Source organism: Psychrobacillus lasiicapitis (assembly GCF_006861795.1).
Classification (GTDB): Bacteria; Bacillota; Bacilli; order Bacillales_A; family Planococcaceae; genus Psychrobacillus; species Psychrobacillus lasiicapitis.
This window is the reverse complement of record NZ_VDGH01000003.1, coordinates 166,662-189,856: the sequence shown is the minus strand read 5'-3', so window position 1 is coordinate 189,856 and position 23,195 is coordinate 166,662. Positions and strand designations below refer to the sequence as shown.

Sequence of the window (23,195 nt, the reverse complement as noted above, 5' to 3'; positions counted from 1 at the left end):
TTAAGAAGGCTTTTTTCTGTGAAATCAGGTGGTATTGAGAAATGCAAAGAAATCATAGAGAAAATAAGGGTCAAAAGAACCTACCAAGTACACAAAATAATCCCACAACCAATGAGACGATGGACATTTGAGATGTTCTGGAATGTCTTGTCATTTCGGAGTAACTGACGAAAGGAGCAATCCGAGTGGCAGTTAGTAAGGTTTATCGGATGCAGGTCAGGAGGAACATCATTGTACGTGCCATTATGTCAATCTTCTATTTCATCGGTTTCTTGTATTTTTGTAAGTTAAATAAATAAAACGCTATAAAAAGTAAGCATGCTGACAAAAAGCTTGCCCATATTGAAAAGAAGGAATGAAGTGATAGATGACTCACAATTCCTATGACAGAACCTATCGCAACAATTATGGTAGGTGCAGGTCCCGTGCGATGCTCTGTTATCAATATATACATCACAGCTGGAATCAAAGAAGCGTACAGATTCCCAAAAAAGAAGAGTAAGGAAAAAGACGAAGGGAAAACAATTGCAACGATTACGAAAAGGATAAATGCCAAAAGCCAAACAGATAGGTGACGATACTGTGTAATCTGTTTATCCGTCAATGATTTTTCTAGCCATACGTTTTTGATGAGAAGAGATGTCCAACCATGCAATTCACTACTCGAAGCTGTAAGCATTGCTATCAAACAAAAAAACACAAAGATAATCATTAAGAAAGATGCATCTAGTGCTTGCAACATTGTTTGGATGAGAAGGTATACATGATCAAATGATTTCCCAGATATTGCGAACAACAACAGTGCTAATAGTGCCATAGGAACGGTGGCCCAAATAAGCCCAGTAGATTGAAAAGCTAAACCAATTTTTTCTGGTTTTGTTACAAAAATTCGCATCCAAGTAGCGCTATCCGTTAGAATTTGCCCTGTGAATACAAGGATGGCAGCCGACACAAACCAAACCGTCTCATGACTTCCCATGAAAAAAAGATACGGATGATATAGTTTGACCCCATCATAGATGGGGCTTATACCGTTTTGAAGATACGAATAAATAGGGAGCAGGATAGTCGTCAGAAATATCATTACGACACTATAGAACGACAGGGAGGTTAATTTTTTCAACCCACCATACCCGCCAAAATAGATAACCAAAAGCAAAAATCCTCCAAAACCAATGAGTGGTAACTGAGGAATTGCATAATAAAACAGTGTTCCAGCTGCATAAAATTGCACCATAAGAGCATATGCACCCATGAAGAGCAGCATCAGAATAAAAGTGTGATAATAAGAAGGCAAAAGCTTTTCTTTTAACACGTCACCAATCGTTATTGCTTCAGGAAAACTACGTCGGACTCGTTTAGCCACAAGGCCAAGAAAAAAGAAAGCGAGTCCGCCTGCAATAGCGTACCCGATACTACCAGCAATTCCATATTGAATTAGCGTCTGAGGAGAAGAAAGGATGGTGTTTCCGGTTACCCACCGTGCAAGTAATGTAATAATTGCTAATCCTAATCCAAAGGTAACCGACCCACGCATATAGAGCATCCATTTGTCGTTCATGCCATGTACAGCTCCTTGGCTCTGTAATCTCGTGGGGTGGTGTTAAATTCTTTGCGAAACATTTGGCTAAAGTAATGCTGGCTGTTGAAGCCGCAACATTCAGCAATAGATGAAATTGTGGCATCTGGCTTTTCGCATAACATTCGCTTGGCAGCGACGAGACGATAATGGTTCACGTATTCAGCAAACCCCGTTCCGACTTCTTCTTGAAACTTTCGACTTAAGTAGGCCGGATTGATATGTATACGGGACGCTAAACTGCTAAGTGTTAGACGCTCACCAAATTCTTCATGAATAATTTGAAGCGTACGGCGTATCGTCTCGGAATAGTGAGAATGAGCTGTATAATGATTTAGTACACGCACTAGATCTTCTTCTATAATCGGTTTAGTCAAATAATCCAATACTCCGACTTTGATAGCCTGTTGTGCATATTCAAAACTTTGAAATGCAGTGACCATAACCAGATCAGCTTTTGTTTCTGTTCTAAGTTCCTGAGCAAGGTCCAATCCACTTTTACCAGGCATCTGTATATCCAAAAAGGCAAGACGAATAGAAGTCTTTCGGGCAAGACGAATAGCTTGCGATGCGTCTTGGGCTTTCCACACTGTAGCGGTAGGGAAATGCTTTTCAATGAGATACACCATCTGTTCAATCTCGAGAGGTTCGTCATCTACTACTAAAATGTTCATTTTTATTTCCCCTTTCTTCCCAATATTGGAATGGATATGAGATAGATACGGTGATCCATTCCCCATTTATCTGGCTTTCAATAGATATTTCGTCTTTCGAAAACAAGAGTGAAAGACGATTCTCTAAGTTTGATAACCCTATTCCTGTAGTATCTTCTTTATCTGTTGAAGAAACGACAAGATTGTTGGTGACAGCTATTTGTACTTGCGACCCTTTACGAATTGCAGAAATGATTAAATGAGCTCGCCCTGGATTTTTTTCAAATGCATGTTTAAATGCATTTTCAATTAATGTTTGGACTAAATATGGAATAGTAAGAGCAGACGATACCTGCTGTTCTGTTTGCCAATCGATTTCAAGGCGTTCACGGAACCTGATTCGTTGTATTGCCAAGTAGTATTCGACATATTCAAGTTCCTTTTGCAAGGTTAGGGTTCTATCAGTAGTAATATATTTGTGTTTTAGTAACTTTGAGAAGTTTTCAATTCCTGAAATTAACTCTTCTTTTCGTCCAAGTCTTGCTAAACTCAGCAAGGAGTTTAGCGTGTTAAAAAAGAAATGAGGTTGTATTTCTTGATTGAGTTGATTGTAGAGTGCTTCCTGTAAATCACGTTCTAAAGCCATTTCTTTTTTTTGTTTTTCTAGTAAATCAATTCGATTTTCGTAAGCTAATAAAAACAATAGGGCAAGCGCTCCTAAGATAGGAGCCAGAATGCAGAGGGCGATGAATATCGTAAAAGCCTCAATTGTTAACATATGCTCTGACTCCTTTTTAATAATCGGTTAAGCAGAGAAGAAATCGTTCGCGTAGTGACACGCAACGTAGTGTCCATTTTGCACTTCTACTGTCTCCGGTTCCTTACTACTACATAATTCTGTCGCAAAAGGACAGCGAGTATGAAAGCGACAACCAGATGGCGGATTGATTGGTGAGGGGACATCCCCTGATAAAAGAATACGTTCCGTTTGTACCTTAGGATTGGGTACAGGTATTGATGAGAGTAATGCTCGAGTATACGGGTGTGTTGGTTGATCAAACAGTGCGTGTTTAGGCGCAATTTCTACTACTTTACCAAGGTACATTACCATGACACGATCAGAGATATGACGAACAACGCTCAAATCATGTGATATAAACAAAAATGTCAAATTCAATTGACGTTGTAGTCGTTTTAATAAATTTAAGATTTGTGCTTGAATTGATACATCTAAGGCAGATACGGCTTCGTCACAAATTATCAATTTAGGGTTCACAGCCAATGCTCGTGCAATTCCGATACGCTGTCGCTGTCCGCCACTAAATTCATGAGGATGACGAGACAATGCTTCTTCAGGCAGTCCTACGAGATGCATAAGTTCTCTCATTCGATCTTTTCTTAACTCTTTCTGAACGGAGTTTTGAATCGACATCGCTTCGGAAAGGATCTGTTGAATCGTTTGTCGTGGATTTAAAGATGCGAAAGGGTCTTGGAAAATTACTTGTAAGTCACCTCGTAATGTCCGCAAATCCTTTTTTGACAATTCTAATATATTCTTACCATTATACACTACTTTTCCCGCTGTCGGTTCGTCTAATCTTAGGATCGCTCGACCGGTTGTAGATTTACCACAACCGCTTTCTCCTACAATACTTAACGTTTCTCCTTCGCGCAGTGTGAAACTAATATCATCCACAGCCTTCACAGAAAGCTTAGGTTGCAATAGCTTTTCTCGTTTTACAGGGAAGTACTGTTTAAGATTTTGTACTTCTAGGAGAACCTTTTGTTCTTGAACATTTATCATTACACAACTACCTCCTGTTCTTGCCACTTATTACTGTAAACCCAGCATCGTACCTTTGAGCCGCTTTCATGTTCAATTAATTCAGGTTTATACTCTCGACATAGGTTTGTTGCCAACGGACATCGGGAAGCAAAACGGCAACCGGATGGCATATTGAATGCACTTGGTACATTTCCTTCAATTGTATAAAGCTCTTCTTGATCCTCATCAATTTTTGGCAATGAAGCTAATAGTCCTTGCGTGTATGGGTGCAAGGGAGTTTCAAATAACGTTTCTGTAGTTGCATGTTCTACGATGTTTCCTGCATACATAACGGCCACTTTATCGCATGTTTCAGCGACCACTCCCAAATCGTGTGTAATGAGTATTACACCCATCCCTAATCGTTCTTGCAGTTCTTTCATCAATCTTAAGATTTGAGCTTGAATAGTTACATCTAATGCCGTTGTTGGTTCATCTGCAATAAGAACTTCAGGATTACATGATAGTGCCATCGCGATCATCACACGTTGTCGCATGCCGCCACTCAATTGAAACGGCTCTTGTTTGGCGCGTTTTTCGGGAGATGGGATACCTACAAGACGTAACATTTCTACTGCTTTTTTAGCAGCCTCTTTTTTATTTAGTTTCTGATGAAGGCGGATAGCTTCTGCAATCTGTTCACCAACAGGAAGTACTGGGTTCAGCGACGTCATTGGTTCCTGAAAAATCATCGAGATCTCATTTCCCCGTAATTTTCTCATCTCAGATTCAGGAAGTTCCACTAAGTTCCTTCCTTTGAAGAGAACCTCTCCTCCGGCAATTTTTCCTGGAGGAGAGGGAATTAGACGTAAGATTGAAAGCGACGTGATACTCTTACCACATCCAGATTCCCCTACAATTCCAAGGGTTTCCCCTTTGTGAAGTGTAAAATCAATCCCATCCACGGCCTTACTTGTACCTCGTTTAGTTGTGAAATGAGTCTGCAGATTTTTAACTTCTAATATGACCTCTTTTGACATGAAAATCACCTACTTTCTTGAATTAATTAAGTTCGATACGTTTATTGAATAGACGATATAGAATATCTACGATTAGGTTTACTACAACGAATACAAGAGAAGCGACAAGAACACCGCCTTGGACAACAGGCAGGTCACGCATACGAATTGCGTCGACAATCATACGACCTAATCCATTGATTGCAAAGATGGACTCTACTAGAACAGTTCCACCTAAAAGAGCGCCGAATTGCAATCCGACAACAGTAATAACAGGAATTAGGGCATTTCTTAATGCGTGCTTGTAGATGATTACACGCTCTTTAACACCCTTTGCACGTGCTGTTCGAATATAATCTTGGCGAATAACTTCTAGCATGCTCGAACGTGTCATTCGAGCCACGATTGCAGCACCACCTGCTCCAAGCGTGAATGCGGGAAGAACAACGTGTAACATGCTATCCCACCCTGCAACAGGGAAAATATGAAGTTTGACTGAAAAGGAATACATTAACATCAAACCGAACCAAAAGCTTGGTAATGAGATACCTAGTAATGCAACAACCATAACAACTGTATCTAAGATGGAATATGGTCTAATCGCAGAGATGATACCTGCAAGCATTCCAAGGACGATTGTGATAAGCGTACTGAAAATAGCAAGCTCTAATGTAATCGGTAGACGAGTCATAATTTCTTGCAACACAGGCTGGTTATTTTTGAGTGAGAAGCCCATATCGCCCCGTAGTAGATTGCTAACATAATCGAAGTATTGTACATAAAGAGGTTGATGAAGACCGAGTTGTTCACGAAGTGCTTCAATCGTCTCTTTTGTTGCCCCTTCACCAGCAAGTAGGACAGCCGGATCTCCAGGAACAAGTTGCATAATGACAAATACTACAATAGTTACTCCAATAATGACCGGTACGGTCTGCATTAAACGTTTTATGATGAACCAAATCATGTAAGCACCTCCTAATTTTTCATACGCGGATCCAGTGCATCGCGCAATCCGTCGCCAAAGATATTAAAGCCAAGAACTAGAATGGCGATGGCCATTCCTGGGAAAATAGCAATGTAAGGTGCAGAGAATAAGAAATCACGTCCACCGCTTAACATAGTTCCCCATTCAGACGAAGGAGGCTGGGCTCCTAGACCTAGGAAGGATAAACCAGCAGCAGACAAAATAGCTGTAGCAATCCTTAATGTCCCTTGCACGATAATCGGTGATAGAATATTCGGTAAGATGTGGCGAAAGATGATTGTCCTGTCTTTGGCCCCTAATGACCGAATGGCATCTACATACTCTAATTTCTTTACTTCTAAAGTAGAACCGCGTACGATTCGAGCAAATAGAGGTACTGAAAATGCTCCTACTGCTATCGTTACATTAATCATTCCTGGTCCTAATGCACTGATGATAGCAAGTGCTAAGAGAATACCTGGAAATGCAAGAAGTACATCCATACACCGCATAATGAGGGAATCTACCCATTTTCCGTAATAACCTGCAATCAAGCCAAAAAGAATTCCAAAGAATGCACCAAAGGCTACAGCAGCAAATCCAACTCCCATAGAGAGACGAGAGCCATAAAGAATTCTGCTTAATATGTCTCGTCCTTTGTCGTCAGTACCCATCCAGTGTTCAATAGAAGGAGATTGAAGCTTGTTCTCCAATTGAATCTCGTAAGGATCATAGGGAGCAAGTAGTGGAGCAAAGATAGCAATAAAAACATAGAAGGCAATGATAATAGCTCCAACAACAGCCGCTTTATTTCGGAAAAACTGAGAAATAAAATTGCGCCAAGCGGACTCTTTGGGAGCGCCTAATACTTGAGTGACAGCAAGTGTATCTGTCTCTTGGATCGTAGACATAATGTTCTCTCCTTTTTCAATTTAAAATCAGTAAGCTAGCTTAAAATTATCAAATTATATAGAAAAGTAAATGTGTTTTGAATATATAGTCGAAATAGTAAAACAACTTGTAAAAATAATGCAAAACGCATGGGGAACATTTAAGTACGATAGGTACTGTAACCAATAGATGCTGTGCATCAATTTCAAAGGGAAGGGAAATGAGAGTGATGAAAAAGATGAAACATTTGTTCCTTGCTGGGAGTATCGCGCTACTATTAGCAGCATGTTCGACTAGCGGCTCGTCAGGGACAGAGAAACAAACTGATGGAGTAGAAAATACGGCAGAAGAGTTGATTGTAGTCCGTCTGTCGGATGCTACAAATCTTGATCCCCATTTTATTACGGATATCCCATCGGCAAATATTTTGTACCAAAAAGTCTATGAAACGTTAGTAAGGCCTGATGAGAACTTTGAGATTCAACCCGGTTTGGCAAAAGAATGGAATGTAATCGATGATACTACTTGGGAATTCAAACTTCAGGAGGGCGTGACTTTCCATGACGGGACTCCATTCAACGCTGATGCAGTGAAAGCGACTATGGATCGTCTTTTAGATCCAGCTGTAGGGTCACCACAACGTGAAAAGTTTTCAATGATCGAAGAAATAGAGATCGTTGATGAACTGACGGTTCGTTTCCATCTCTCTTATCCATACGCTCCGTTGCTTTCCATTTTGGCAAGTCAAGAGGGAAGTATGATCAGTCCAACAGCTATCACAGAAAATCCAGAAGCCCTTAAAGAAAATCCGATAGGTACCGGACCATATACATTTGAAAAGTGGATCTCAGGGCAAGAGGTATCTATTGTGAAGAATCCAGACTATTGGGGAGAGGAAGCTGCTGTTGAACGTGTAGTCTTTAAAGTGGTGCCAGAAGACGCTACACGTCTGGCGATGATTGAGACTGGTGAGGCGCATATTAACGACCAAGTACCAGTAACAGAGATAGAACGAATTGAAGCTTCGGATACGATGGAACTTTATCGAACAGAAGGTCTTGCAGTTGAATACCTAGGATTCAACGTTGAAAAGGAACCATTTGATGATTTGCGTGTACGCCAAGCAATCAGCCACGCAATTGAAAGGGAAGCTATTATTTCTGGGGTCTACAATGATGTCGGTACATTAGCGAACTCTGCAATGAGTCCAAAGGTCTTCGGTTATAGCGAATCTTCTAAACCACTTGCCTACGATCTAAATGCAGCGAAAAAATTACTAAAAGAAGCTGGTATTGAAGAAGGCTACAAAATTTCCTTGCTGACTAGTGACCGTAAAGAACGTATTAATATGGCTGAAGTCATCCAGTCCCAATTAAAAGGGATTGGCATTGATGTTGAGATTCAAGTGATGGAATATGGAGCTTTTATTGAGATGACGAACAACGGCGAACATGAGATGTTTATCTCAGGTTGGGGTAATGCAACAGGAGACGGAGACTACAATCAATATAATCTGTTCCATTCCTCATCACATGGACCTGCCGGAAACTCATTCTATTACACTAATCCGGAAGTCGACCAATTAATTGAACAAGCGAGACAAGAAACAGACCAAGAAGAGCGCAAAGCACTTTACGAAAAAGTGTTACAAATTGAGTTAGACGAAGCAGTATATGTACCAATCCGTAACTATGAACACTTGGCTGTATCCAACAAAAATGTGACTGGTTATTGGTTAAACGCATCGAACTACCTCATGATTGAGAATGTAAAGATTACTGAATAATCATCATATCTTGGCATCATCTATTAAGGTATTGCCACTGACTATTAAAGGAGGAAGAAATAAATGAATAATTATTGGATTACAAACGTTCGAATTGAAAAAGGATACGAAAAACCTGAAAATACAGTCGCTAAAACATTGACAGAACTAGTGAATATTCAAATTGAAAAAGGGCGAATTGCCAATGTCACAACAGAAGCACCTCCATCTGAAAGTGAAATGATAGATGCAAATGGAGCGTTGATGATTCCTGCATTCCGCGAGATGCACATTCACATTGATAAAACATACTACGGGGGACCTTGGAAGGCAGTCAGACCAGCAACTAATGGAATATTTACTCGAATTGAAGAAGAACAAAAGGTGTTAAAAGACCAATTGCCAACGGTGGAAGAACGTGCAAAGAAAATGCTCGAATTGTTGATTCAGAATGGACATACACACATACGTACACATTGTAATATCGACCCAGTCGTCGGAATTGAGAATTTGAAAGCTACAGTCAGCGCATTAAAAGCCTATGAAGACTTAATCACCTATGAAATTGTAGCTTTCCCACAACACGGACTATTACGTAGTGATTCAGTCGAACTTGTTCGTCAAGCGATGGCAAATGGAGCAACGCATGTTGGGGGTGTCGATCCAGCAACTGTTGATAGGAACATCGAAAAAAGCTTAGAAACTGTATTCTCCATTGCACAAGAATTTGATGCACCGATTGATATTCACTTGCATGATTCGGATTCTCTTGGAGCCTTCCAAATGGAACAAATTGCAGAATTGACAGAAGCATCAGGAAATCAGGGCAAGGTAACAATCAGCCATGCTTTGGCTCTAGGAGATCTTGTGGAGCCGCGATTACAGACAGTAACTGAAAAACTTGCTGAGGTTGGTATTGACGTAACAACTACAGTACCTGTCAATAGACCGACTATACCTATTCCATACCTCTGGGAAAACAATGTTCCGGTCTCAGTTGGACATGACAGTATCACAGATCACTGGTCTCCATTTGGAACAGGGGATTCCATTCAGAAACTAGCATTATTGGGAGAGCGTTTTCGTATTAGCGATGAAATTGGTCTAAGCCAATTACTTCGTTTCGCTACTGGTGGGGTGACGCCACTATCACCAACTGGAGACCTACAGTGGCCGAAGGTGGGAGATGATGCTTCATTTTTATTAGTTGATGCTACCTGCAGCGCAGAAGCGATTGCAAGACGAAAACCAATTCGCGCTGTGTATGGAAAGGGAAATATATTCGTTCCTAAACAAGTTGTGGAAGAAGGCGTTCATTCATGACGCTTTGGTTAACCGATGTAAAGATTGAGACAGGACGAAAAACAGATGCAAATGGAACAATGTATACCATTACAGAACTTGTTTCCCTTGAGATAGTTGAAGGAAAGATACAGTCCGTTCAACCTGCTGAAGTTCCTCTCCCGACTTATGGTCGGTCTCAATCGATGAATGGTTTGTTATTAATGCCCGGATTTCGAGAAATGCACAATCATTTGGACAAAACATACCTATCGTTGGATTGGAAATCAATTCAGCCAGCAGCAAATTTAAAAGAACGACTGAGATTGGAAGCACTCGAACTTGCAGAGCTAGCACAGTCAGGAAAGCAACGCGCATTGGCGATGATCGATCTGCTTGCTTCACAAGGCGCAACACATATTCGGACACATGTAAATATTGATCCGTACATCGGTCTCCAGAATTTAATTTCAGTTCGAGAAGCGTTAGAGGAATCTAAGGATAAATTGAGTTATGAAATCGTTGCTTTTCCGCAACATGGGATGCTAAACACAGGAGTCGTTGAACTAATGCATGAGGCTATGCGTGAAGGTGCTACCCATATCGGTGGATTAGACCCTGCAGGTATTGATGGAAAAATTGAAACTTCACTGCGTACGATGATGCAACTTGCAGAGCGATACAATGCGGATGTTGATATTCATTTGCATGATGAAGGACATATAGGTGCATATACAATATCTAAACTCTTAGAGATTGTTCGGAGTCAGGGGTGGGAAGGTCGAACAGCTGTCAGCCATGCTTTTGCATTGGGTAGTATTCCGGAAGTTCAACAACGTACATTAATCGAAGAACTTGTACAGACAGAAACTGCAATTATGTCTACCGTACCTTTAACTCGTTCAATTCCCCCAATTGATCTATTAGATCATTCAGGTGTAAAGGTACATTTTGGTTGCGATGGATTCTATGATTCCTGGTCCTCCTTTGGAACAGGGAGTTTACTTGAAAAATCAACGAAATATAGTCTTGTCTATCGCCAGGCTCAAGAAGACCAATTAGCACGTAATTTAAAGTTTATTACAGGAGGGGTTACCCCTTTATCTACTTCGGGAGAACAGCAATGGCCAAAAGTAGGAGATGAAGCAACGTTTGTATTCATCAATGCTACCTCTAGCGCAGAGGCTGTAGCTCGAACAGCTACAACTGAAGCCATCTTTTATAAAGGCAATCAGACATATGGAGAAGTGAGTTGGAATGCAGAAAACTCAAATCATGCACGAACTGTTTGAGGCAATTACTCAATTTGACGATTTGGTGTTGACGAAATGTCTTGCAATGGGTATAGATTCAAATCGTACCAACGAAGTAGGGTTACCGCCAATTGTTGCAGCTGCAGCAATTGGTTTTACAAAAGGCATGCAGATTCTTTATAGAGCTGGAGCAGACCCAAACGCGTTAAATCGATTTGGAGGTACTATTCTCTTGCCTTCTAGTGAAAAAGGGCATGTATCAGTAGTGCGAGAAGGAGTCTATTGGGGAGTAAATGTAAATCACGCCAATTATTTAGGATGGACAGCTCTCCAGGAAGCATTGATTCTTGGTGATGATAGTGAACTTTATCAACTTGTCGTCTATATTTTGAATCGTAGTGGAGCAGATTGGAGCAAGAGAGATTTTAATGGAAAATCAGCAGAAGACTGGTTGAGTAAGAAAGAAGAGAGTTTTGTGCAGATTCAGTCGGACAGTCTACCTGTTATAAAGCAAATGTACTTTGAAGCATATTTCTTAAAGCTAGAAATTGAAGATAAGCTCCCTGCTGATAAATTCAGCTGGAAGAGCCTTGATTATTTTATGGCTTTTATCGATGCATATGATAGAGGCAATCACCAAACCGCTCTAACTCTCTGTCGACATGCTCGAAATCGCTTGTCGGTGGAAGAGCAAAGCTCTTTTATTTATTATGAATTTCTAGCGAGAAAGCGATTTATAGGATGGGAAGACGCTAACTTGTTTATTAAGCGTTTTCACGGAGAAATTCACGAAAACCTATTCTTTAAATACCAATATTCTAACTTTCTTAGAGAAGGTAATCAGCACGATGAAGCCATACAGATAATGAGAGAGCTATTAGAACAATCTCCAACTAGAACAGATTATCTTTTCCATCTAGCAAATAGCTTATCAAGTCTAGGAAAGAAGAGCGAAGCGCTTGATGTGATGAAACGAGCATCTACTATACAGCCAAACAATGCCTTGTTTCAGAATTAATGAGGTGTAAGCATGGACACACAATTTGTCCATGCTTTTTTATGTATTGTATTCAATGAATATAAGGTTGAAAACTTTTCTTTATCTACAATATTCGCTATACAGTTACTGAAAAAGAGAACCAGGGAAGTGAAGTAGTCACTCCCCTGATTCTCCAAAATTTCCACGATAAGAGTGTAGCAAATTGTCTAGCCAAAAGCACTCTTCAAAAAATTCGACAATTACCTATTCTCTAAAAATCATTGTCGACAACACTATCATTTCATGTATAATGAAGTCGATGCATACAAAATTATACTTTGAACATAAAGGTGCTTGCTATGAAACTAGTAAGTTAAAAGGGAAGCTGGTTAAAGTCCAGCACGGTCCCGCCACTGTGTGTGATAGTCCGCTATCATGAGTCAGAAAACCTGCCTTTATGTGTAAACACTTTAATGCCTACGAGGATAGGTAACGTGTGAGTCGGCTTGGCATTTGGAAAACCTTGCAGATTTATACCTATTCTATCTCTCGTTCATTGGACGAGAGTTTTTTATTTGCACAGAAGAAAATGGGGGAAAGTAACATGAAGAAATTATGGCAATTATGGATGACATCCGCTTTAGCAGTATTGCTTTTAGTAGGATGTGGCCAAAAAGAAGAAACACCAGTCGAAAATAACGACAATGTACAACAACAAGAACAACCAACAGAGGTAGATGAAGCAGCATTTCCGATAACAATGACGGATGCGGTTGGCAATGAAATAACGTTAGAAGAAGCTCCAAAAACAATCGTTTCCATGATTCCAAGTAATACGGAAATTTTATTTGCACTTGGATTAAATGAGGAAATCGTTGGAGTCAATGACTACGATAACTATCCAGAAGAAGCGTTAGAAAAAGAGAAAATCGGCGGACAGGAATTCAACGTAGAGAAAATCGTATCGATGAATCCAGATATCGTCTTTGCGCATGAATCAGGTTTAGGCGTGGGTGAAGCAGGATTACAACAAATTCGCGATGCTGGTGTGAAAGTATTCGTTGTGAAAAATGCAGCAGATTTCAATGAAACATATACAACAATCGAACAAATTGGTCGTGCTACAGGTAAATTAGAAGAAGCACAAACAATTGTAGAAGATATGAAAGCAAAAGTAGAAGAAGTAAAAGAAAAAGTAGCAAAAGTAGAAACAAAGAAAACAGTGTTTGTAGAAAACTCGGATGTTCCTGATATTTATACAGCTGGTAAAGGAACATTCATCCAAGAAGTTTTAGACATGGTGAATGCAGAAAATATCGCAGCAGATCAAGAAGGCTGGTTTATAATGTCGCCAGAAGAGATAGTTAGTCGTAACCCAGACGTAATTATTATTATGTATAGCTATGTAGATGGAATTGTAGATAGCGTCAAAGCACGTGATGGTTTCGATACGGTTACTGCGGTTCAAAATGATGCTGTAGTACAAGTGGATGAAAACTTAACAAGTCGTACAGGTCCACGTCTTGCAGATGGCTTAGAAGAAATCGCGAAAGCAATTTACCCAGAGGCATTTAGTGAGTAAAGCCATGATCGGCTACATCTTGTCGATTGCAGCGCTACTTGTTGCAATTTGGCTTGGTGTATCGGTCGGATCCGTAAAGGTACCGATCAGCACTTTATGGGATACGGGAGCAGATGCAATCGCATCGAATATTGTTTGGAAAATTCGCATGCCGCGTGTTGTGCTTGCAGGGCTAGTTGGTGCATCACTAGCTATTGCAGGCGCTGCGTTTCAAGGATTGTTAAAAAATCCGCTTGCCGATCCTTATACGTTAGGAGTGTCGTCCGGTGCCTCGGTAGGTGCCGTGACTACGCTCTTTTTCGGTATTTCGGTACCATTTTTAGGAATATTCACGTTGCCGGTTTTCAGTATGATCGGTGCATTAGTAACGATGTTTCTTGTTATTTCTTTTGCAAAACTAGTAGATCGTGCGATGAAAATGGAAACGATTATTTTAACTGGTATTATTTTCAGCTCTTTTTTAGGCTCCGTTATTTCACTAATGATTGCACTCACTGGGGAAGAGCTACGCCAAATTATTAGCTGGCTTCTCGGTAGTGTATCGATGCGCGGCTGGAGTTTTGTGCAAATGGCTATCCCTTTTGTGCTCATTGGTACGCTGTTATTATGGTTAAACAGAAGAGAGCTAAATGCGATGCTATTTGGGGAAGAGCGAGCACAGCATTTAGGGGTAAATGTGAAAAAGAGAAAAATGATGATTTTGATCGGTGGGTCCATGCTTACCGGCACAGCAGTTGCAGTATCTGGAACAATTGGGTTTGTCGGGCTTGTCGTTCCCCATATGACAAGACTACTATTTGGCTCGGACAATCGGCATGTGTTGCCACTTAGCTTTATAAACGGAGCGGCATTATTAATCATCTGTGATTTAGTATCTCGTACGATTATTGCACCAACCGAATTGCCGATCGGTGTCATTACGGCATTTATCGGAGCTCCTGTTTTTGCATTTATTTTCTTTAGACAACGAAAAAAAGGAGGCATTTAATATGTTAAAAGTGGAAAAGCTCTCGGGTGGATATGATCGCCAATTGATCGTCAAAAATGTCACCTTTCAAGTTGAAAAAGGAGAAATGCTAGGAATTTTAGGACCTAATGGGAGTGGCAAATCCACCTTGTTAAAAGTGATTAGTGGCATCCTACATAAGGAGTCCGGAGATGTGCTTATTGATGGGAAATTGTTAACGACGTATTCGTCGAAAGAGCTAGCGAAAAAAATGGCAGTTCTCCCACAATTACATAGTCATGCCTTTTCCCATACCGTAAGAGATACAATTGCACTCGGGCGTTATCCTCACCAAAGTGGGTTGTTTTCCTCGTGGTCGGACGAAGATGAAGCGGCTGTTGTAGGGGCGATGAAGCAAATGGGGATAGAAAAATATGAGCATCATATGTTAGATCTATTATCCGGTGGGGAGCAACAGCGTGTATTTGTGGCACAAGCACTCGCACAACAAGCGCCAATCCTGTTACTCGATGAACCAACAAATCATTTGGATATTGCACACCAAAAACAATTGCTAGATACGATCAAAACGCAAGCAAATGAAAACGCGATGACTATCATCAGTATATTTCATGATATCAATCTTGCATCTCTTTACTGTGACCGGCTCTTATTAATGGATCAAGGCGAAGTAAAAGTCATCGGTGAACCGCATGAAGTCGTTATGAAAGAAAAAATCGAAACAGTGTATAAAGCTAGAATTAGCACAAATCCGCATCCCGAGCGGCCAAAACCTCAAATCACGATACTGCCAGATATAAAAGAGCGATGTGAGGAGAAACTCATTACGATTGAAAACTTTCAAGTGACCGATGAGTTAGTCGTATTCCAAGCGGAACATCAATTAAAAACTTGGTCATCCGCAGTTATAAACGCTGGGACGGGCTGGTACCGAACATTTGTGAATAGAAGAGTAGACGCTTTTTATAATATTGATAACGCCCAAACAGAAATGCAACAATTCCTAACCAATCGCGGATATTCTGAAACAGAAACAGTAGGAATGATGACTGCTGTTTATACGAAAGATGCGGTTATTAAACAATACGATGGAGATTTTGGCTCCGTCATTATTATGGTGACCGCAGGAGTTGGAAATGCAGTAGATGTAGCAAAAGCTTATGAAGTAGAAGCATTACCTGCAATCGGTACCATTAACACATGGATCATTATAAACGGGGAATTAGCAGAGGAAGCTTTTATACAAGCGGTCATTACTGCAACCGAAGCGAAAACAAAAGCACTAGCGTACGAACAAGTTAAGGATCCTCGTACTGGCACGATTGCGACTGGAACATCAACAGATAGCGTGCTCGTTGCAGCAACACAACAAGGAGCATATATTCCATATGCAGGTCCAATTACGGAAGTAGGAAAGAAAATCGGACTTGGTGTGTATGAATGCACAGTCGAGGCAATCCAAACTTACAAAAAAGCTAAAGGCTGGGAATAGAAATGGGTCCACATATAATCGCAATTGCAATAGGGCTCATGCTCGATCGAATAATTGGTGACCCGCCGAATTGGCCGCATCCCGTTCGCTTTATTGGGACGCTTATTTCAAAGCTAACCACATGGTTGAATAAAGGGAGAGCGAAGAAAGCAAAAGGATTTCTCCTCGTTTTTATCGTTGTAGGAATTACATTTTCTGTAACGATTGCGCTTTTAATAAGTGCGTATTCCATCCATATGTGGGTTGGGATTATAGTGGAAAGTATGTTAATAGCTTCGGGACTTGCGCAAAAAAGCCTAAGAGAAGCAGCGTTGGATGTATACAAACCACTAGTTGCAAATGATTTACCTGCTGCTAGGCAAAAGCTATCGTGGATAGTCGGAAGAGATACGGAAACGTTAGATGAACAAGAAATTACACGAGGTGTCGTGGAAACAGTTTCCGAGAATATTAGTGATGGAATTACTGCTCCGCTTTTTTATGCGTTTTTGTTTGCAGGTGCACCTGGGCTTTGGGTTTATAAAGCGATCAATACACTCGATTCGATGGTCGGTTATAAAAATGAGCAATACGAAGAGTTCGGATACGCTGCGGCTAAGCTTGATGATATAGCAAACTATATACCAAGTCGTTTGACAGGCTATCTTATTATGCTGTGGGGTAAAAAAGAAAGTAAGCTACCTTTTAACAAGCGCATGAAGGGGTGGTGGCTTGATGCGAAAAAACATCCAAGCCCAAATAGTGGTTATTTAGAAGCAGCGACTGCTTACCAGCTAGGCATTCAACTGGGAGGAATTAATACATATAAAGGAATCATTTCGAATCGTGCCCGCATGGGAGTTGTAGAGGTTCCTTTATCACCAAACCATATATTAAGTACCATCTCGCATTTGAATACAGCGGTATTTCTATTTTGGCTTTGGATGATGGTTATTGGAGGAATTTTATATGGCATTACCTAATCATGGAGCAAATGCACATCACGTATATGAACGGCTAGGAATCGAGATGCCAGAGAAGATAATGGATTTTAGTGAAAATGTAAATCCTTTAGGTCCACCAGCATTTGTAATGGAAAGATGGTCGACCTATGCTGAATTAATCACAAAGTACCCAGATCCTGCTGGAGAGCCTTTTTTATCTGCAGCTGCTAAGTATCACGACGTATCCGTTAGTAACATCATCGTTGGAAATGGAGCAGCAGAGCTATTTGCAAGCATTGCGAAACGATATGAAAACAAGCGTGTCGTCTTGATTCATCCAACTTTTTCAGAATACGCGGCGACCCTTGCCCCTTATCATGTATACATAAAAGAAATAATTGCAATAGGACAGCTTCCTTTAGAGGAAGTGTTCGATGAAATCGAGTTTGCAGAGGCCATCTATATTTGCAGACCAAACAATCCAACCGGCTATCTAATACCTTTAGAGGAAATTATCCAAATTGTACGCTACGCAAAAAGATATAAATGTGAAGTGATTTTAGACGAAGCGTTTCTCGACTTTATTGATGAAAAAGAATCATTTATCCCGTATTTGAAGGATTTTCCGAACGTGGTTGTCGTGCGCTCGATGACGAAAATGTATGCGATTCCGGGGTTGCGCCTTGGATATGCAGTAGGAAGCGAAGCCTTTATAAAGGATATTCGTTCCCGATTGTCGCATTGGAATAGTAATGCAATTGCTACAACGATCGGAGCTGACTGTTTGCAGGAAGAGGAGTACCGAATACAGGCGATTACTTTTGCAAAAGAAATGCGGGAGGGCTTTTCGGACTTCCTAGAGAAATGGCATTGCATTGTATTGCCATCCACAACTAATTTCCTTTGTTTCCAACTGCCTGATCATGCACGTTCGAAAGCGTTTTTCGATTATTTATTGGCAAAAGGTTGTGTCCTTCGCCATACAGAAAACTTTAAAGGCTTGGATGGAAAATGGTTCCGTGTTGGCATGAAGGAAAAGGCGCAAATGGAGCATTTGCAAAGGGAGATGACCACATGGTTCGAGGAAAACTTATCTTCATAACAGGGGGCGTGCGGAGTGGAAAAAGCAGCTTCGCTGAACACTTTGTCATGAACGAGCAAGCAAAACGAAATGTGTACGTTGCTTCTGGTATTGCAGTCGACGAGGAAATGAAAGCACGTATTAACAGACACCAAGACGATCGTCGAAATTATTCGGTTGAATGGGTGACAATCGAGCAGCCAAGACATTTGGAGCAAATTATCCCTAAAATTGAAAAAGGGGATGCCATTCTTTGGGATTGTGTTACGACTTGGCTTGCAAATGAGCTTTACGAAGGTCAAATGGAAGAAGTAGAAAAGCAGTTATTCACGACAATTGAAAAGCTATTAGAAAAAGTGCAAGTATTGGTCATTGTTTCAAATGAAGTGCTGGATGAACCAGTATCAAAATATGAATATACAGCTCTCTATCAAGAGTGGATTGGTCGACTCCATCAAAAGCTTGTAGCAAAAGCAGATCATGCCTTCGAAATGGAATATGGTGAAGATCGTCAGTGGAAATGAGGGATGCAGATGAAAGGCTTAATGGTGCAAGGGACCGCTTCTAGCGTAGGGAAAAGCTTAGTATGTACAGCGATTTGCAGGCTCCTAGCAAATGAAGGAAAGCAAGTGGCTCCATTTAAATCACAAAATATGTCATCGTTAAGTATCCGAACAGAGGAAGGCTTGGAAATAAGTGTTTCGCAATCCTTACAAGCAAGAGCCGCAAAAACCCCTTATAGAGCAGAAATGAACCCAATCCTGCTCAAACCCGCGGGAAATATGGAATCGAACATCATTATTTTAGGGGAAAAGCTGAATAAAATGAATGGAATGCATTACCGGGAGCAGTTTTTTGAAGAAGGTCAACTATTGATAAAAAATAGCTTGAAGAAGCTTTCCACATCTTATGAATATTTAATTTTAGAAGGGGCCGGTAGCCCTGTGGAAGTGAATTTAAGAGATCGAGAATTAGTAAATATGCGGATTGCTGATTTGGCAGATGTCCCGGTTTTATTGGTAGCAAATATTGAGTATGGAGGGGTATTTGCATCTATCGTCGGCACGCTTGCACTGTTACCAGAAGCGCAAAGAGCTCGGGTAAAAGGAATCATTATCAATAAGTTCCGAGGGGATACTTCTTTATTCCAAGATGGAATAGACTTTATCGAGTCATTTACGGGAATCGATGTGATCGGAATCGTTCCTTATTTTCCTAATGAACTAGAGGAAGAAGACGGCGAAGCGAAAAATGGCGGGAATGCATCTGAAGAACAAATAGACGAGTGGGCAAACCATTTTAAAAAGCATGTAAAATGGGAAAAAATCATCTCCGTGTTAAACGGGGTGCAAAAGTGAATAGCTTGTTATTAGCACTTCAATTTTTCACTATTATACCAGTGAACAAAAATTTACCGATGGAAAGACGTCAGATTACGGGGATGTATAGTGTTTTTCCTTGGATAGGAGCTGGGATCGGGGCAATTGCCTGTATCGTGCTCTACGCCCAATGGAGTCCATTAATGACAGGATTTAGCATTGTACTGCTTGGCATTTTCTTTTCTGGCGGCCTTCATATGGACGGGTTTATCGATACATCGGATGCATTTTTTTCTTATAGAGACCGTATGAAGCGATTCGAAATATTAGATGATCCGCGAGTCGGAGCATTTGGTGTAATGGCCGTTGTATTGCTGGTCGTTGGCAAAGTAATTATTGTTTCGGAAGTACTTGCGGCAACGTCTTTTCATTGGATTTTACTCATACTAATCCCTTATTTTTCTAGGGTGATACTTATCACATTATTCTCTCTCACAAATAATGCGAAAACGAGTGGACTCGCTCATTTTTTCAAGCAAAAAATGAATGAGAGGGCTGTGTGGTTTGCAGCTGTATGTCACTTTTTACTGGGTCTTGCTGTTTTAGGATTGCTGACGGATTGGCTTGTGGCGGTCACAATTGCAGTCGTGTTGATTGGTTTTATTTGTTTATTTCGCAATTGGGCTCTTAGGAACTTCGGTGGGGTTACCGGTGATTTGCTTGGAGCGAGTGTAGAAGTTTCGGAGGTGGTATTATGGCTGACACTTTTACTATTACTCTCTTAAGGCATTTGCCAACGCAAGGGAATCGCGATAAAAAATACATCGGTTGGACCGATGAACCGATTATCGATGATATCCTAACGAAAAAACTATCTAGTACAACCAAACAAGTGATTGGCAGCGATTTAATGCGATGTAAACAAACTGCAGCGAAAGTATTTAGGGGAATTTCTTATACGGAAAATGCAAATTTCAGGGAATGCTCCTTTGGTGATTGGGAGCAAAAAACATATAATGAATTAAAAGAAGATACTTTATATAGAAATTGGCTGGATAATCCGAGGGAAGTTGCTCCTCCAAATGGAGAGTCGTTAGAACAAATGGAAGACCGAGTATTGCAAGCTTTCTATGGAGTAGTGGAAGAAGTAAACCATCCCATTATTATTACACATGGTGGTCCCATTCGCTTTTTGTTGATGAAATTTGCACCAGTTAAAAAAAGCTTTTGGGAATGGGAAGTACCACATGGGTGTAGCTACGAGTTGCAATGGACACGTAAAAAAGACGTACTGGAGGGAAAGCGATGCATGTCATTTTCGGTGGAGCATTTAATGGAAAACGAGCGTACGTAGAGAACCGGATTCAAGGAAGAAGCGTGCAATGGATGAATGCAGAGGAGGATATTCCAGTATTATTGTCAAATACAGAAGTAGTCGTTGTTTATGGGGTAGAAAATTTGGAACAAACAAAGTTGGAAGATTGGCTCGAACACTTGGATCGATGGAATACGAAAGTCGAGGTTATTGTAATCGCAACTGAAATTGGTCGAGGAATTGTACCGATGGAAGCAACTGCCCGTAGATTAAGAGATGACGTCGGTCGATTTTATCAAAAACTTTTTACAAAGGCGGAAAGTGTTACACGTATTTGGTATGGAATTGCACAAACAATAAAGGGAGATGTGTGGAGATGAAAATTTATACAAAAACTGGCGACAAAGGGAAAACAGGCTTAATCGGAGGAAGAACCGATAAGGATAATATTCGTGTAGAAGCATACGGAACAATCGATGAGCTAAATTCATTTATCGGAAAAGCGGTGACAGAACTAGATCCCGCTGTATTTGCGGATATTCTAGAAGATCTAGAAACTATTCAGCATGAGCTATTCGATTGTGGCGGAGATCTTGCAAATGTATCGAATCGTCGCGTATATAAAATGACAGACGAACCAATCGAAGCAATGGAAAAACGAATTGATGTACTTGTGGATGAAAGCCCGGAGTTAGAGCGTTTTATATTACCAGGCGGAACACCAGCAGCGGCAACGCTTCATATTGCACGCACTGTTACGAGACGTGCGGAACGACAAGTAGTCACTTTGACAAAAGCAGAAGAAGATGTACCAACAGTTGTGCAACGCTATTTAAATCGACTATCTGACTATTTATTTGCAGCAGCTCGAGTAGCTAATGCGCGAATGAAAGTTTCGGATGTAGAATATATTCGAAGTGCAAAAGTATTCAAGAACGTAGGAAGCGTTAAAAAAGAAGGGGAGTAAATAAGGTGAAGCTTCGTTTACTTACACTTGCAGCAATGTTTGCAGCACTATCCGCAATAGGAGCATTTATTAAAATTCCAATAGGGATTAATAGCGCGGCACTCGACACAGTGCCAGCGCTTATATCGGCTGCATTTTTGCCTCCTGTTTATGCAGGAGCAGCATCTTTAATCGGACATTTATCATCTTCTTTATACGCAGGATTTCCTCTGGGGCCACTACATTTAATAATAGCTGTTGAAATGTTTTTGATTTTATTCGTATTTACAAAGCTTCATCAAGCAGGACGAAATGTATGGAAATGGATATTTTTTATCGTCGCAAACAGTGTGCTTGCGACGCTACCGTTTTACTGGATCATTTCCCCGGCATTTTTTGTGATGGCATTGCCTGGAATAACAATTGCGACTGTACTAAACGCTGGAATCGCAATAGTTGTGTCTCCGGTCGTAGAGCGAGTAATGGAAAGAGTGAGAACACATGCGTAATGCGGTTTTATTGCCAAATGGATTTGTTTTGACGACCGATAATTCTGCAGGAATCGGTGAAAAAGAAGCCGATTTAGTGCATGTTTCTGACGAAGTAGTAGCTTATTTTGCAACGCGAGTCGCACTGATGGAGCAATGGGCGGCAGGAGCACATCCGATTTCGATCGTACTGCATAACTTTTCTGGCAATAAAAACTGGGATAAATATGTAGAGGGTATTAAGAAACTCTTTGGGGAGATAGCCCAGCCTTGTCCGGAGATTACCGGCAGCACAGAGTCAAATATGGAAACGTTGCAATCCGCCATCGCTGTCACGCTGATTGGCAAACAGAAAACGGACAGTGCTGAAAAATATACTTGGTATGTGTACGGCAAGCCATGTGTAGGTCAAGAGGTTATGACAGAGTCGGACAAAATTGCAGACCTGAAAAAGATTTGGGAAAGCATCAAGAGTGGTCTGGTAGAAAGCGTATGGCCAGTCGGTTCCACTGGAATAGCAGAAGAATGCAAGCGACTTGGTTTGCGTTGTGAATTGCAAGGTTGGGATATAGTGAAATCAGCAGGGCCAGCGACTACTGTACTACTTGGAATAGCGAAAAACCGAATCGAGGAAGCGAAATTACATTTTGGAAAGTATTTTGAAGAAATAAATTGATCGAAGAAGGCTATCTCGCATAGAGATAGCCTTTGTTATAGGTTTTGGTTGCGTTCACTGCTGAATTGGTTGCTCTTCGATATGATTCTGTTGCTTTGCCAAGCAAACTGGTTGCTTAAACAGTCCTATTGGTTGCCCTTATCTATTTTCTGGAAATAATTAAGGGCTACATCAAGCCGACTTAAGAAAGCTGTTTTCTAAAAATGAAAATTTTCAATAAATAACTGTTGACTGAATGCTCATTCAGTTTTAATATT

24 protein-coding genes and 1 riboswitch are annotated in these 23,195 nt (G+C 40.7%); of the genes, 17 read left to right on the top strand and 7 right to left on the bottom strand.

What is annotated here, in order from left to right:
- Positions 1 to 256 precede the first annotated feature (256 nt).
- Genes FG382_RS05910 through FG382_RS05880 form a run of 7 tightly spaced genes read right to left on the bottom strand, consistent with a single transcriptional unit; the run spans position 257 to position 6,891 of the window.
- The gene (locus tag FG382_RS05910) at positions 257 to 1,561 is read right to left on the bottom strand and encodes an SLC5/6 family protein (RefSeq protein ID WP_142537980.1); all 1,305 of its coding nucleotides are present in this window, start codon (positions 1,559 to 1,561) and stop codon (positions 257 to 259) included.
- Positions 1,558 to 2,253 (bottom strand): response regulator transcription factor, encoded by a 696-nt coding sequence (locus tag FG382_RS05905; RefSeq protein WP_142537979.1) that lies wholly within the window; start codon positions 2,251 to 2,253, stop codon positions 1,558 to 1,560. Before FG382_RS05905 ends, FG382_RS05910 begins: the two co-directional genes overlap by 4 nt.
- Positions 2,231 to 3,010 (bottom strand): sensor histidine kinase, encoded by a 780-nt coding sequence (locus FG382_RS05900; protein WP_142537978.1) that lies wholly within the window; start codon positions 3,008 to 3,010, stop codon positions 2,231 to 2,233. The genes FG382_RS05905 and FG382_RS05900 overlap by 23 nt, the downstream gene beginning before the upstream one ends.
- A gap of 27 nt (positions 3,011 to 3,037) precedes the next feature.
- A complete protein-coding gene (locus tag FG382_RS05895; RefSeq protein ID WP_142537977.1) occupies positions 3,038 to 4,036 on the bottom strand; it encodes an ABC transporter ATP-binding protein in 999 nt (332 codons plus the stop codon).
- A complete protein-coding gene (locus tag FG382_RS05890; protein WP_142537976.1) occupies positions 4,036 to 5,037 on the bottom strand; it encodes an ABC transporter ATP-binding protein in 1,002 nt (333 codons plus the stop codon). The genes FG382_RS05895 and FG382_RS05890 overlap by 1 nt, the downstream gene beginning before the upstream one ends.
- A gap of 22 nt (positions 5,038 to 5,059) precedes the next feature.
- Positions 5,060 to 5,980 carry a nickel ABC transporter permease gene (gene nikB, locus FG382_RS05885; RefSeq protein WP_142537975.1) on the bottom strand — a complete coding sequence of 307 codons (921 nt, stop codon included), beginning with the start codon at positions 5,978 to 5,980 and terminating at the stop codon, positions 5,060 to 5,062.
- An 11-nt stretch (positions 5,981 to 5,991) separates the two neighbouring features.
- Positions 5,992 to 6,891, bottom strand: a complete 900-nt coding sequence (locus FG382_RS05880; protein WP_142537974.1) for an ABC transporter permease — start codon at positions 6,889 to 6,891, stop codon at positions 5,992 to 5,994.
- A gap of 200 nt (positions 6,892 to 7,091) precedes the next feature.
- Between FG382_RS05880 and FG382_RS05875 the strand changes: the two genes are divergently transcribed.
- The 17 genes from FG382_RS05875 to FG382_RS05795 all read left to right on the top strand — a co-directional run bounded on the left by FG382_RS05875 (position 7,092) and on the right by FG382_RS05795 (position 22,938).
- Positions 7,092 to 8,657: a glutathione ABC transporter substrate-binding protein gene (locus FG382_RS05875; RefSeq protein ID WP_188713288.1), complete on the top strand. Its 1,566-nt coding sequence runs from the start codon at positions 7,092 to 7,094 to the stop codon at positions 8,655 to 8,657.
- Positions 8,658 to 8,720: 63 nt separating this feature from the next.
- Entirely contained in the window at positions 8,721 to 9,959 is a 1,239-nt protein-coding gene (locus FG382_RS05870; protein ID WP_142537972.1) for an amidohydrolase, read from the top strand.
- Positions 9,956 to 11,209: an amidohydrolase gene (locus tag FG382_RS05865; RefSeq protein ID WP_142537971.1), complete on the top strand. Its 1,254-nt coding sequence runs from the start codon at positions 9,956 to 9,958 to the stop codon at positions 11,207 to 11,209. Before FG382_RS05870 ends, FG382_RS05865 begins: the two co-directional genes overlap by 4 nt.
- Positions 11,175 to 12,188: an ankyrin repeat domain-containing protein gene (locus FG382_RS05860; protein ID WP_142537970.1), complete on the top strand. Its 1,014-nt coding sequence runs from the start codon at positions 11,175 to 11,177 to the stop codon at positions 12,186 to 12,188. Before FG382_RS05865 ends, FG382_RS05860 begins: the two co-directional genes overlap by 35 nt.
- Positions 12,189 to 12,480: 292 nt before the next feature.
- Positions 12,481 to 12,620: riboswitch (cobalamin riboswitch) on the top strand.
- Positions 12,621 to 12,753: 133 nt separating this feature from the next.
- Complete coding sequence (locus FG382_RS05855; RefSeq protein WP_142537969.1) at positions 12,754 to 13,731, top strand: ABC transporter substrate-binding protein; 978 nt, start codon at positions 12,754 to 12,756, stop codon at positions 13,729 to 13,731.
- Positions 13,732 to 13,735: 4 nt separating this feature from the next.
- A complete protein-coding gene (locus tag FG382_RS05850; RefSeq protein ID WP_142538226.1) occupies positions 13,736 to 14,719 on the top strand; it encodes a FecCD family ABC transporter permease in 984 nt (327 codons plus the stop codon).
- A 1-nt stretch (position 14,720) separates the two neighbouring features.
- Positions 14,721 to 16,190, top strand: coding sequence for an adenosylcobinamide amidohydrolase (locus tag FG382_RS05845; RefSeq protein ID WP_142537968.1), 1,470 nt, complete (start codon positions 14,721 to 14,723; stop codon positions 16,188 to 16,190).
- A gap of 2 nt (positions 16,191 to 16,192) precedes the next feature.
- Complete coding sequence (gene cbiB / locus FG382_RS05840) at positions 16,193 to 17,152, top strand: adenosylcobinamide-phosphate synthase CbiB (protein ID WP_142537967.1); 960 nt, start codon at positions 16,193 to 16,195, stop codon at positions 17,150 to 17,152.
- Positions 17,139 to 18,215: a pyridoxal phosphate-dependent aminotransferase gene (locus FG382_RS05835; protein WP_142537966.1), complete on the top strand. Its 1,077-nt coding sequence runs from the start codon at positions 17,139 to 17,141 to the stop codon at positions 18,213 to 18,215. Before cbiB ends, FG382_RS05835 begins: the two co-directional genes overlap by 14 nt.
- Entirely contained in the window at positions 18,188 to 18,718 is a 531-nt protein-coding gene (locus FG382_RS05830) for a bifunctional adenosylcobinamide kinase/adenosylcobinamide-phosphate guanylyltransferase (protein ID WP_142537965.1), read from the top strand. Before FG382_RS05835 ends, FG382_RS05830 begins: the two co-directional genes overlap by 28 nt.
- A 9-nt stretch (positions 18,719 to 18,727) precedes the next feature.
- Positions 18,728 to 19,552 carry a cobyric acid synthase gene (locus tag FG382_RS05825; RefSeq protein ID WP_142537964.1) on the top strand — a complete coding sequence of 275 codons (825 nt, stop codon included), beginning with the start codon at positions 18,728 to 18,730 and terminating at the stop codon, positions 19,550 to 19,552.
- Entirely contained in the window at positions 19,549 to 20,298 is a 750-nt protein-coding gene (gene cobS / locus FG382_RS05820; protein ID WP_170206462.1) for an adenosylcobinamide-GDP ribazoletransferase, read from the top strand. Before FG382_RS05825 ends, cobS begins: the two co-directional genes overlap by 4 nt.
- Positions 20,268 to 20,867 (top strand): histidine phosphatase family protein, encoded by a 600-nt coding sequence (locus FG382_RS05815; RefSeq protein ID WP_142537962.1) that lies wholly within the window; start codon positions 20,268 to 20,270, stop codon positions 20,865 to 20,867. The genes cobS and FG382_RS05815 overlap by 31 nt, the downstream gene beginning before the upstream one ends.
- Positions 20,819 to 21,208 carry a bifunctional adenosylcobinamide kinase/adenosylcobinamide-phosphate guanylyltransferase gene (locus FG382_RS05810; protein WP_142537961.1) on the top strand — a complete coding sequence of 130 codons (390 nt, stop codon included), beginning with the start codon at positions 20,819 to 20,821 and terminating at the stop codon, positions 21,206 to 21,208. The genes FG382_RS05815 and FG382_RS05810 overlap by 49 nt, the downstream gene beginning before the upstream one ends.
- A complete protein-coding gene (locus FG382_RS05805; protein WP_142537960.1) occupies positions 21,205 to 21,795 on the top strand; it encodes a cob(I)yrinic acid a,c-diamide adenosyltransferase in 591 nt (196 codons plus the stop codon). Before FG382_RS05810 ends, FG382_RS05805 begins: the two co-directional genes overlap by 4 nt.
- A 5-nt stretch (positions 21,796 to 21,800) precedes the next feature.
- Entirely contained in the window at positions 21,801 to 22,283 is a 483-nt protein-coding gene (locus FG382_RS05800) for an ECF transporter S component (RefSeq protein ID WP_229677282.1), read from the top strand.
- Complete coding sequence (locus FG382_RS05795; protein WP_142537959.1) at positions 22,276 to 22,938, top strand: hypothetical protein; 663 nt, start codon at positions 22,276 to 22,278, stop codon at positions 22,936 to 22,938. Before FG382_RS05800 ends, FG382_RS05795 begins: the two co-directional genes overlap by 8 nt.
- Positions 22,939 to 23,195: the final 257 nt, after the last annotated feature.